This window comes from Streptomyces sp. NPDC043876, assembly GCF_056435825.1.
On the sequence record NZ_JBWKDV010000003.1, the window covers coordinates 364,132 to 375,942 of the forward strand.

The 11,811-nt window shown below is 74.5% G+C and carries 10 protein-coding genes; 8 read left to right on the top strand and 2 right to left on the bottom strand.

Annotation, left to right across the window (positions count from 1 at the left end; genetic code table 11):
* Window positions 1–94 precede the first annotated feature (94 nt).
* From AC0693_RS11045 to AC0693_RS11060, 4 genes are all read left to right on the top strand, one after another.
* On the top strand, window positions 95–712 hold the full coding sequence (locus tag AC0693_RS11045; RefSeq protein WP_468466233.1) for a TetR/AcrR family transcriptional regulator: 618 nt from the start codon (window positions 95–97) through the stop codon (window positions 710–712).
* Between the two features lie 4 nt (window positions 713–716).
* Entirely contained in the window at window positions 717–1,901 is a 1,185-nt protein-coding gene (locus AC0693_RS11050) for a GDSL-type esterase/lipase family protein (protein ID WP_469315830.1), read from the top strand.
* A 136-nt stretch (window positions 1,902–2,037) separates the two neighbouring features.
* Complete coding sequence (locus AC0693_RS11055; protein WP_469315831.1) at window positions 2,038–2,823, top strand: TetR/AcrR family transcriptional regulator; 786 nt, start codon at window positions 2,038–2,040, stop codon at window positions 2,821–2,823.
* Window positions 2,820–3,536, top strand: coding sequence for a DUF3152 domain-containing protein (locus tag AC0693_RS11060; RefSeq protein WP_469315832.1), 717 nt, complete (start codon window positions 2,820–2,822; stop codon window positions 3,534–3,536). The genes AC0693_RS11055 and AC0693_RS11060 overlap by 4 nt, the downstream gene beginning before the upstream one ends.
* A 22-nt stretch (window positions 3,537–3,558) precedes the next feature.
* On the opposite strand, the gene AC0693_RS11065 is transcribed toward AC0693_RS11060, so the two are convergent.
* Window positions 3,559–4,047, bottom strand: coding sequence for a hypothetical protein (locus AC0693_RS11065; RefSeq protein ID WP_469315833.1), 489 nt, complete (start codon window positions 4,045–4,047; stop codon window positions 3,559–3,561).
* Window positions 4,048–4,405: 358 nt separating this feature from the next.
* Here AC0693_RS11065 and AC0693_RS11070 point away from each other — a divergent pair, with 358 nt between their 5' ends.
* Together AC0693_RS11070 and AC0693_RS11075 are read left to right on the top strand one after the other, a co-directional pair.
* On the top strand, window positions 4,406–4,864 hold the full coding sequence (locus tag AC0693_RS11070) for a BP74-related protein (protein ID WP_468466223.1): 459 nt from the start codon (window positions 4,406–4,408) through the stop codon (window positions 4,862–4,864).
* Window positions 4,865–5,123: 259 nt separating this feature from the next.
* The gene (locus tag AC0693_RS11075; protein WP_478801548.1) at window positions 5,124–7,181 is read left to right on the top strand and encodes an AfsR/SARP family transcriptional regulator; all 2,058 of its coding nucleotides are present in this window, start codon (window positions 5,124–5,126) and stop codon (window positions 7,179–7,181) included.
* Here AC0693_RS11075 and AC0693_RS11080 read toward each other — a convergent pair.
* A complete protein-coding gene (locus tag AC0693_RS11080; RefSeq protein ID WP_469315835.1) occupies window positions 7,172–7,837 on the bottom strand; it encodes a helix-turn-helix transcriptional regulator in 666 nt (221 codons plus the stop codon). The genes AC0693_RS11075 and AC0693_RS11080 overlap by 10 nt on opposite strands.
* A gap of 244 nt (window positions 7,838–8,081) precedes the next feature.
* Here AC0693_RS11080 and AC0693_RS11085 point away from each other — a divergent pair, with 244 nt between their 5' ends.
* Together AC0693_RS11085 and AC0693_RS11090 are read left to right on the top strand one after the other, a co-directional pair.
* Complete coding sequence (locus AC0693_RS11085; protein ID WP_469315836.1) at window positions 8,082–10,913, top strand: AfsR/SARP family transcriptional regulator; 2,832 nt, start codon at window positions 8,082–8,084, stop codon at window positions 10,911–10,913.
* A gap of 109 nt (window positions 10,914–11,022) precedes the next feature.
* Window positions 11,023–11,799: a class I SAM-dependent methyltransferase gene (locus AC0693_RS11090; protein ID WP_469315837.1), complete on the top strand. Its 777-nt coding sequence runs from the start codon at window positions 11,023–11,025 to the stop codon at window positions 11,797–11,799.
* Window positions 11,800–11,811: the final 12 nt, after the last annotated feature.

Here is an 11,811-nt window from a genome sequence, read left to right on the forward strand (position 1 = left end):
CGTAGGGACCAAGCCCGGGTGAGGGGCCCCTCCAGGATTTGCCTAAAAGCTTTAGGCAAATTCATGATGGGTCAAGGCAATCGAAAGGGGCACCATGGCACGCGTCGGGCTGACCACGGCACGCCTGGTCCGGGCGGGCGCCGACCTGGCGGACGAGGCCGGGTTCGAGCAGGTGACCGTCTCCGCGCTCGCGCGACGGTTCGACGTCAAGGTCGCCAGCCTGTACTCGCACGTCAGGAACTCCCACGACCTCAAGACCGGCATCGCGCTGCTCGCGCTGGAGGAACTCGCCGACGCCGTGTCCGCCGCCCTCGCCGGCCGCGCGGGCAAGGACGCCCTCGCCGCCTTCGCGAACGTCTACCGCGACTACGCGCGACGGCACCCCGGCCGGTACGCGGCCGCGCAGTTCCGGCTCGACCCGGAAGCGGCCGCGGCGAGCGCGGGCGGCCGGCACGCGCAGATGATGCGGGCGATCCTGCGCGGCTACGACCTGGCCGAACCCGACCAGACGCACGCGGTACGACTGTTGGGGAGCGTCTTCCACGGCTACGTCACCCTGGAGCTGTCCGGCGGCTTCAGCCACAGCGCGCCCGACGCCCGCGAGAGCTGGGTGTGGATCATCGACCGGCTCGACGCCCTCCTGCGCACCTGGACCACTTCGCCGCACAGTGGTGGTGCTCCGGCCCCTTCCGACCACCGACCGACAGGCTGACACCATGAACCCCGCGCCCCCCTGGATCACCACGCCCGTCACCGCCGGGCTCGTGCGCGGCGCGATCGACCTGGAACACACCGAGCACGGCCTCCTGCCGCACCGGCTGCCCGCGCGGGCCCGCGCCCAGAACACCGACCCGCAGCTGGCCATGGCGGAGTCCCAGCCCTCCGGCGTCCGCCTGGTCTTCCGCACCCGGGCCACCGCCCTCGAACTGGACACCCTGCCCACCAAGCGGATCTACGTGAACGCCCCGCCGCGCCCCGACGGCGTGTACGACCTGCTCGTCGACGGACGGCTGGCCGGCCGGGCGAGCATCAGCGGCGGAAACACCCTGACCATCGACCTGGCGGCGGGCACCGCCGTGCCCCGCCCCGGCCCCGTCGGCACCCTGCGCTTCACCGGCCTGCCCGACACGGACAAGGACGTGGAGATCTGGCTGCCGCACAACGAGACCACCGAACTCGTGGCCCTGCGCTCCGACGCGCCCGTCGAGCCCGCACCGGAGCGGGGGCGCAGGACCTGGCTGCACCACGGCAGTTCGATCAGCCACGGCTCCGACGCCGCGAGCCCCAGCACCACCTGGCCCGCGCTCGCCGCCGCTCTCGGCGGGGTGGAACTGACCAACCTGGGCCTCGGCGGCAGCGCCCTGCTCGACCCGTTCACCGCCCGCGCGATGCGGGACACCCCCGCCGACGTCATCAGCGTCAAGATCGGGATCAATCTGGTCAACCTCGATCTGATGCGGCTGCGCGCCTTCACGCCCGCGGTCCACGGCTTCCTGGACACCATCCGGGACGGGCACCCCGGTACGCCGCTGCTGGTCGTCTCTCCGATCCTGTGCCCCATTCACGAGGACACGCCCGGGCCCTGCGCACCCGACTTCGCCGCCTTCAAGGCCGGCCGGATGCGGTTCGTGGCCACCGGGGACCCCGCCGAGCGCGCCAACGGGAAGCTGACCCTGGGCGTCATCCGTGAGGAGCTGGCCCGGATCGTGGAGCAGCGGTCGGCCGAGGACCCGCACCTGCACCACCTGGACGGCCGCGACCTCTACGGCGCGGCCGACCACGCCGAACTGCCGCTGCCCGACGAGCTGCACCCGGACGCGGCCACGCACCGCCGCATCGGTGAACGCTTCGCCGAGCGCGTCTTCTCGGTCGGGGGCCCGTTCGCGCAGGCGGTCCGCTAACCGTTCGGGCGGCCGGTGACCCTTCAGGCGGTCCGGCCGCACGAAGGCAGAGGGCCACGCCCTTTTTGTGTAAGTACTACACAGAAATAGGATGGGGCCAAGCGATCAGCGTGCGGACGGAACCGAAGGGTTGGGCATGGCGGCAGGACCGGCAGGACCGGCGGGACCGGAAGAACCGGAGACCGGGCTTCCGGCGAGCCTGGAAACGGCCTGGGGCCTGCGCGAGCGACCCACCAAGGGCCCGCGGCCGGCCCTCACCCTGGACCGGATCGTCGAGGCCGCCATCCACCTCGCCGCCACCGAGGGGATCGAGGCCGTTTCCATGGGCCGGGTGGCCAAGCAGCTCGGCTCCTCGACGATGTCCCTCTACCGCTACGTCACCGCCAAGGACGAGCTGTACATCCTGATGGCGGAGGCGGGCGTCGGCGCACCGCCGCCCGCCACCGTCGACCCGGCCGTCGACTGGCGGGGCGCCATCACGGAATGGGCCTACCAGCAGCGGGCGCGGCTCCGGCAGAAGACCTGGATCCTGCGCATCCCGATCACCGGGCCCCCGGCCACCCCGAACCGGATCGCCTGGATGGAACGCGGTCTGGTCTCGCTCGCGCACAGCGGACTGCGCGATACCGAGAAGCTCTCGGCGCTCTTGCTCATCGGTGGCCTCGTGCGCAACGAGGCCACCGTGACGGCGGACATCACGGACGCCATGGTCAAGGGCGGCATCCCGCCCGACCGGATGCTGGCCCGCTACGTCAACACGCTGACCCTGCTCACCGACGAGCAGCGGCACCCGGCCCTCACCCGGCTCCTCGCCTCGGGGGTCATCGGGCGGTCCAAGGCGCCCGACGCGGAGTTCGCCTTCGGACTCGGACGGATCCTGGACGGCCTCGAAGCGCTCGTCCAGGGGCGGGGCGAAGGGTGACGGGCGGGAAACGCCCGGGAGGGGCGCGGCGCCCGCGCCCGACGGTCATAGCCGTCTCGCTGCTCGCCCTGGTGCTCGCCGGGGGCTTCGCCTTCTCCCGGCATCCCGGCAGCGGCGCACCGCAGTCCTCCCACGGCGCGCCCGCCGTACCGGCCGCCGGGCCGGGGACCTTCACCAGCGCGAAGGCCTCCGGCGCCGTCATCGGGACCGGCGGGCCGCTGCGCCGCTACCGGGTCGAGGTCGAGGACGGCATCGACGTGTCCGCCGTCCAGGCCGCCACGGAGATCCAGGCGATCCTCTCCGACCCGAGGAGCTGGGCCGCACACGGCCAGGGGCGGTTCCAACTGGTGACCGACCAGGCCGACTTCACCATCAAGATCGCGACCCCCAAGACCACCGACCGGCTCTGCGCGTCGGTCGGCAGCACCCGGGGGGAACTGAACTGCGAGGTCGCCGGGGGAGTCGTCGTCAACCTGAAACGCTGGGTGCGGGGCTCCCCGCAGTACGACGGCCCCGCCACCGAGTACCGCCACCTCATCATCAACCACGAGGTGGGGCACATGATCGGCTACCGCAGGCACATGGGCTGCCCGGGGCCCGGCCGCCCGGCGCCCGTGATGATGCAGCAGATCAAGGGCCTGGACGGCTGCGCGTCCAACGCCTGGCCCTACACCGCGAAGGGCACCTTCCTCACGGGCCCCGACGCGCCGTGAACCCGGGGGCGGAGCGCCCCGGTCAGGAGGGTACGCAGACCTCCTTGCCCTTGAGCGTGCCCTGGCCGACCACCTCGATCAGCGGGTACACGCACCCCGCCGCGAGGTACGTCCGCCACGTCTCGGTGCCCGTGTCGGTCCCCGGGACCAGCGGACCGTGCACGTTCTTGCTGAAGTTGGCGCCGCCGCCCGTGGTGTTCTGCCAGCCGAGCCGCACGTGGACGGCGCTCCCGGCCCGCTTCCAGTAGCCGACGCCGATGGTCCCTTGCGCGCCGACCCGTCCGTTGACGTCGATGCACAGGGTGCCGTTGCCGAGGTCGGTGCAGCGCTGGACGTAGGCCTTGACGGAGGCGGGCGCGGCGGCGGGCGCGAGGCGGGGCGGAGGCGACACCGGCGCCGACGCGTGGGCCGTCGTCGCCGTCGCCGTCAGGAGCAGGGCGCCGACCGCGGCCGCGGTGCCGGCCATGGCGAACGCGCGGTGGCGTCCCCGGTGGTGGAGGGCGATGCGCATGCGGGTTCCCTTCGTCGCGGATGTGCACCGGGGAGTGGTGCACGGAACGGTCCGAGCCTGGAACACCCCCGGGACCGCTGTCGATGACGTGGCCGTCTCCTCCCGTGGACCGATCCGGGAAACCCCTGGGAAACCCCCAAGGCGTCCGGGATGCCGTCCCGAAGGCGGAAGTTCACCCCATTCCTCGGTCAACTGCGCTTCCGGGCAGCGTTTTGAAGGCCGCGGGGGCCTTTGGTGCAGCGTCGGGAGTCCAACGGGGCACACATGGGGGGCAAGTGCCCAATTCGTGAGATTCCCGCATACGTTCGCTGCAGAGCGGGTCGCAGAAGCGGCCCGACCGACACAGGAGGTTCCAGGCATGCGACGTACCCTCACCAAGGCCGGCAGTCTCGCGGCGGTCTCGATGGTCGCTCTGGCGCTGGCCGCGCCCGCCGCCCAGGCCGCGGAGCTCGACACCGCGTCCCCGGCGGCCGCGTCGGCGTCCTACTTCGAGTTCACCGACGGCACGGACACCTTCGTCTTCAAGCTCACCGACCGCGCGAAGATCCAGCAGGCGCGCGACATCCTCAACGGTGTGGACACGGAGAACCGCGGCGTGATGGGCCGGGTCGTCAAGTCCCCCGCCACCTACAACCAGCCCTGGAAGTACACGCTGGCTCCCGACTCGGTGAAGTTCTTCGGCATGGCCATGGAGGTCTGTGACGCGAGCATCTCCTACGTCAACACCCACCTGTCGGAGGTCGGCGGCGCGCTCCTGCCCGGCTCGACCTGGTGCCCGTGGCAGTCGAAGCTGACGCGTGAGGTCACCGCGCCGTAAGGCGACCGCCCCGGGCCCTGCCCCTCCGGGCGCCACCCGCTCCGGACGCCCTCCGTGCCCGACGCCGCTCCGGCCGCCGCTTCCCCCCGGCGGCGGGAGCGCGTCGGCAGGGGGCGCCCGTCGGCCAGCGGGTGGCGCCTGGTCCCGTCGGCGGCCCGCAGTAACGTATCTCCTCACCGGATACCGGTGATCCATCACCGGATGCCGGATGCCGGATGCCGGGTGCCGACGCGTGGGCGGCCGGCGGAGGGGGTGCGGGGTGGTGCGGGAACGTGTCGTGGCCGCGGGCGCGGACGGGATGCGGTTCCGGATGCTCGGGCCGATGACCGCCCGCGCGGCCGACGGCGTGCCCCTGGACCTCGGTCCGAACCAGCAGCGCGCGCTCCTCGCCGTCCTGCTGCTGCGCACCGGCCGGACCGCGACCGTCGCCGAGCTGTGCGACGCCCTCTGGGGAGAGCGCGTGCCGCCGCGCGCCGTGGGAACCCTGCGGACGTACGCCTCCCGGCTGCGCGCCCTCTTCGAGCCGGACCGCCCGCCCCGGGCCCCCGCCCGGCTGCTCGTCTACGCCTCCGGCGGCTACGCCCTGCGGCTGTCCCGTCCGGTGCTGGACGTCACCGAGTTCGAACGCGGGCTCGCCGAAGCCGCCCGGCTGCGTGCGACCGGAGCCGTGCGGGAGGCGCACGCCGTCCGCGGCCGTGCCCTCGCCCTCTGGAGGGGCAGCCCGCTGGCCGGGCTGCCGGGCCCCCACGCCGAGGCGCAGCGCGACCGGCTCACCGGGCTGTGGCTGAGCGCGCGGGAGGACCACTTCCACGACGCCCTGGAGCTGCGGCCGGACCGCGACACGGAAGCGGTCCCGGCCCTGCGCGCCTTCGCGGCGGAACACCCGCTGCGCGAGCGGGCCCACGCGCTGCTCATGCGCGCCCTGCACCGCAGCGGCCGCTCCGGCGAAGCGCTGGCCGTGTACGAGAGCGCGCGCGAGACCCTCGGGGCGGAGCTCGGGGTGACCCCCGGACCGGAACTGGCCGCCCTGCACGGTGCGGTACGGCGCCGGACCGGCGGCGCCCCGGGCCTGCGCCGCTCGGGGCCGGTGGCCGCACTCCCTTCCTGGCCGCGCGGGCCCGTACCCGCACCGGTGTCCGGCCGGCCGTCCGGGCCGGACCACCTCCCCGCCGACGGGCCGCACGGCCCCTCCCGCGCGGGGGACCCGCCCCACGGCAGCGGCGGCCTCGGGCACGGTCACGTCCAGGGCCGGGGAATCAGCAAGGGCCAACGCCACACCCCCGGCACCGGACCCGGCGCCCCCGCCGACCCGGCGTCGGCTCCGCCCTTCTTCGGGCGCGCAGCCGAGAGCGCGCTCATCCTCCGGCTCCTCTCCGGCGCCGCGACCGGGGTACCCGTCGTGGTCCTCACCGGAATGCCCGGCATCGGCAAGACGGCCCTCGCCGCCCGGGTGGCCGGGCAGGCGGGGCCGTCCTTCCCGGACGGGGTGCTGCGGGCCGGTCTCGGCGCCGGGGCCGCCGCCCCGCTCGGCGCCCTCCTGCGCGCCCTGGGGGTTCCGGGCACCCAGGTGCCGGACGGCATCGAAGCGCGGGCGGCGCTGTACCGTTCGCTGCTCTCCGGCCGGCGCGTCCTCGTCCTGCTCGACGGGGCACGCATCACCGCGGAGTTGCTGCCGCTGCTGCCGGGCGCGCCGGGATGCGCGGCGCTGGTGACGGCCGCCTCGCGGGGGATCGTCGTACCCGGGGCGCGCCCGGTCGAGGTACCGGAATGGGACGACGCCCCCGCGCTGGAGCTGCTGGCCGCGATCGCGGGGGCGCGACGGATCCACCGGGACCCGGCCGGCGTGCGCGAACTCCTGTACCAGTGTGCGGGGTTGCCGCTGGCCCTGGAGCTGGCCGGGCGGCGGCTGCGCCGCGAGCCGGGCCTGTCGCCCGGCCGGCTGGCGGCTCGCACCGGGACGGGGTTGCTGGTGCGACTGCGGGCGGACGGCCGGGCGGTCGAGGACGGCTTCGGCCGCCGTGCCGCAGGGCTGTCGGCGGCGGCCCTGCGCACCCTGCGGGCCACCGCCACTGCCACCGCCACACCGACCCCGCCGACGTCTCCCGCGAGCAGCGGCCCGCCGGGTGGGTTCGGCCTCGACGACGTGGCCGCGCTGCCGGCCGCCCCACCGTCCGAGACGGCCCGTGCGCTGGAGGAACTCGTCGATTCCTCCCTGCTGGCGCCAGGTTCGGCGGGGTTCTACCGACTCCACCCGCTGGTCCGGGAGTTCGCCCTCCGCGACCTCGGCCCCCACGCGGGGCGGGCGGGTCAGATGTAGCCCCCGCGCAAGGCGTAGGCCACCGCGTGCGCACGGTTGTTGAGCTGGAGCCGGGTCATCAGGCCGTGCAGGATGTTTTTGACGGTCCGTTCGGAATAGGCCAGCTTCTCCGAGATGCTGCGGGTGTCCAGCCCTTCCGCGACGAGGCGCAGGACGTCCGTCTCGCGCGGCGCCAGCCCGAACGGCGTCGCGCCGGCCGTTCCGCAGGCCGCCGCCGTCTCCGAGCGGCGCAGCCGGTTCACCTGCTCCAGCACCCGGCCGATCAGGTCCGGCGGCAGGACGCACTCCCCGCGCGCGGTCTGCCGGATGGCGTCGAACAGCCGCTCCTCGGTGGCCTGGTGCCGCCAGACGATCGAGCGCACGCCGTACTCCACCACCGAGAGCAGCTCCGGTTCGCGCAGTTCACGGGCGACGAGGACCATGCGCTGGGCGCCGCCGCGAAGTACATCGCGCAGTTCGGCCGCCGACGGGTCGTCCATGTGGTCGATCGCCATCACGGCCACGGCGGCGGGGACGGGCGCGCTGCCGCTGCGATGCGGTGGCGAGGGCACGATCTCCACGGCCGGCTGGTGCTGTAAATGACGGACGACTCCGGCCCGGCTGAGCGGGTCGGCGGCGTGGATCGTCACGGTGATGCGGTCGGTCAGTACCGTCATGTGTCTTTCCCTTCCCCCTGCGGTCGTGCGGTGTTGAGGTGTGCGGTGTTGCGGTCCCACGGCGTGGGTCCCGCTCGATACCAGGGTGGCCCAGCCGGATCAACAGCCCGTCGACGATCGATGGGTGCCCGTCCATCGGGCGCCCGCACCGTTCCTCCCGTTCCGCACGCCCTTGGTAGAGTTCCGGCTGGGTGGCACGCGCACGCATATTTTCCCCGTACGTGCGGGAGTTGGAAGAAGAAACATGAGCGGCACGCGGCCCGGACCGTACTTCTCCCTGCTCGGACCGCTTGAGGCGCACCGGGGCGGAACCCCCCTCCCGCTGGGTCCGCCGCAGCAGCGCGCCCTGCTCGCCATGCTCCTGTGCCGGCGCGGCTCGGTGGTGGACCTCGACGAGCTGATCGGCGGCCTGTGGGAGCGGGAGCCGCCGCGTGCGGCCGTCGGCACGGTCAGGTCGTACGTGTACCGGCTCCGGCGCACCCTGGGCGCCGGCTTGGAGACCCAGGGCCGCGGCTACGCCCTCCACCTCGGCCCGGACGCCCTGGACGTCGACCGTTTCGAGGACCTCGTCGCGCGGGGCCGGGACGCGGCCGCCGCCGATGACGCGCCGGCGGGGCGGGACCTGCTGGCGCGGGCGCTGGGGATGTGGCGCGGCACCGCCCTGGCCGGGCTGCCCGGCCCGCAGGCCCGCATCCGGCGCGAGAGCCTCGCCGAGCTGCGGCTGTCGGTCCTGATGGAGCGGATCGAGCTGGACCTCTCGCTCGGGCACCACGCGCGCCTGGTCGCGGAACTGACCGGCCTGTGCCTGGAACATCCCCTCAACGACCGGCTGCGCACCCTGCGCGACACCGTCCTGGAGCGAGGCGGCCGGGGCGCGGAACGACGCCCGCCGCCGGCCGCCCGGCCCGCGGCGCCCACCTCTTTACCCGACCGGCCCCCGCCCGCGCCGCCCGTTCCCGCGCAACTTCCCTACACACCAGGCGATTTCACCGGCCGGGACGACGAAGTCCAGGCGCTGATCGACCGGCTGACGCCGTCGGAGGCGTCCGGGACCGTGGTCATCGCCGCCGTCGGCGGGATCGGCGGGGTCGGCAAGACCACCCTCGCCGTGCACGCGGCCCAGCGGCTGCGGGAACACTTTCCGGACGGTCAGCTGTACGCGAACCTGCGCGGCGTGCGGGAGGACCCGGCCGACCCCGACGCCGTGCTCGCCGCCTTCCTGCGCGCCCTCGGCGTGAGCGGACCGTCGCTGCCCGACGAGCCGGAGGAACGCGCCGCCCTCTACCGGACGAGGCTCGCCGGCCGGCGGATCCTGCTCGTCCTGGACGACGTGCGCGACGCGGCGCAGCTCGCGCCGCTGCTGCCCGGATCGCCGACCTGCGCGGTCCTCGTCACCAGCCGCGGCACGCCGGCCGACCTGCCCGCCGCCCTGCGCGTCCACCTCGACGTCCTGGCCATCGGGGAGGCGCTGACCCTGCTCGGCCGGATCGTGGGGGAGGAGCGGACCGGAGCGGAACCCGCCGCGGCCGTGGCCCTCGTGAAGCGGTGCGGCGGGCTGCCCCTGGCCCTGCGCATCGCGGGCTCCCGGCTGGCGACGCGGCCGGCCTGGGGGCTGGCGGACTTCGTCCGGCTCCTGGACGCGAGCCGCCCCGGGCCGCTCCCGTCCGCGCCGCCGGGCGCGCCCGAGGACAGCGTCGAAGCCTGCTTCCGGCTCGGGTACGACCTGCTCACCCCGCCGCAGGCGCGGCTGTTCCGGCTCCTCGCCCTGCCGCGCGCCCAGAGCGTGCACCTCGGCGCGGCGGCCGCGCTGGCCGGGCTGGAGCGCCCGCAGGCGGAGCGGTACCTGGAGCGGCTGACGGCGCTCGGGCTCCTGGAGTCCCCGGCTCCGTACACCTACCGCTTCCACGACCTGCTGAAGGAGTTCGCGGTGGCGCGCTCCGCCGAGTGCGAGGGGCCGCGGGAGCGGACGGCGGCGCTCCTGCGGCTGGTGGACCACATCCTGGCCCGGGCCCGGTACGCGTACGCCGTCGAGCGCCCCGGGCACCCGGTGGTGGGCCTGCTGACCCCGACGGCCGCGGACGGGGTGCCGATCGCCGCGCAGGACAGCGGGGGGCACCCGCTCGCCCCGTACATCGAGGCCGTCCTCGCGGTGGCCGTACAGACGCTGACGCTGAGCCCGGCGGCCGTCGGGCTGATCGCGGACATGGTCCTCGTCCTCGACCCGCCGCTCGACGGCTCGTTCCTGTGGGCCAGGGTGGTCGACCCGGCCCGCCGCATCCTGCGCACCGCAGCGGAACAGGGGGACCGCCGGGCCGCGGGCCGGATCGGTTACATGCTGGGGGCGGCCCTGACCCGGCTGGGCCGGCCGGAGGAGGCGGGGAGCGCGCTGGACGACGCCGAGCGGGCGGCCCGGGACGCCGGGGACGACGTGGTGCGCGCCGACATCCTGACCTGCCGGGCCGTGGTCCGCCAGACCCGCGCCGACTGGAGCGGGGCCGACGCGCTCTACCGGGAGGCGATCGCGGTGGGAACGGCCTGCGGCAGCACCTGGGGGGTGACCAGCGCCCGGTCGAACAGCGTGAGCACGCTCCTGCGCCTGGGCCTGTTCGCGGAGGCGGAGGAGGCCGCCCGGCTCAGCCTGGCGGCGGCCCGGGAGGCGGCCGACCGCCACGGCGAGGCCCACGCGCTGTACAGCCTGGGCATCGTCGCGCGGCACGCCGGGGACGCGCGGGAGGCCATCGCCAGGCACCGGGAGAGCGCCGGGCTGGCGGCAGGCGGCGGCTATCCGGCGCTGGTGGTGATGAACCTGGTCTCCGAAACCGCCGCCCAGCTGGCGGCGGACCGGCCGCGGGAGGCCGTGGAGTGCGGGGAGCGCGCGCTGACGGAGGCGCGGAAGCTGGGCTGGCGGGCCGCCCGGGCCCGGGCGCTGCGCCTGTTCGGCACCGCCCTGGCCGCGGCCGGGGAGCACCAGCGGGCCCGGGGCGTGCTGGGGAGGGCGGTGGAAGAGCTCGGCGCGCTCGGCCTCCCCGAGGCGGCCGAGGTCGCGGAGCTCCTGTCCGACTCGATACCCCCGTGAGACGTATATGTCGGTGACCGGCATATAGTGGCCGCATGAACCCCGGTCCGGGGGCGGTCCGTGCCGCCCGCGTGCCCGGACACCGGCGTGAGACGCACAGGGAGCAGGCATGGCCAGCAAGAAGAACCTCGTCGCGAACAGGGCGACGTTCGCCCACAAGGTCCGGTACGCCGCGAAGAGCCCGCACCGCGTCGCCCCGTACCTGAAGCGGGCCGCCCGCGACCGCTGGCTCGCCTTCAAGCACCCCGACCACGTCGCCTACTACCGCGCGGTGATGGCCTCGGACACCCGGCGCAGCCCCGAGGCGGCCGTCGGCAGCCAGAGCCATGAACGGTGGCTCGCGCTCGGCCGGATGCAGTTCGACTACCTGCTCCGGCACGGCCTGGAGCCGGGCGCCCGGATGCTCGACATAGGCTGCGGCAACCTGCGCGCGGGCTGGCGCTTCATCGACCACCTGGAACCGGGCCACTACTACGGCATCGACATCTCGCCCGACATCCTGATCGCCGCGAAGGAAACGCTGACCGAGCGCGGACTCCAGGCCAAGGTGCCGCACCTGACCCTGACGGGGAACCTGACGCTGGACTTCCTGCCCGACGCGCACTTCGACGTCGTCCACGCGCACAGCGTGTTCTCCCACTCGCCGATCGAGGTCATCGACGAGTGCCTCGCCCACGTCGGGCGCGTGCTGGCGCCCGGTGGCCATTTCGACTTCACTTTCGACCGCACCACGGGATCCGAGCACCAGGTGCTGCGCGAGGACTTCTACTACCGCACCGAGACCCTCGTCGCCCTGGCCGCCCGGCACGGACTGACCGCCCGGTTCATGGACGACTGGGAGGAACTGGGCCACGGGCAGTCCAAGATCCGGGTCACGGCCGGCTGACCCGGCCCGGCC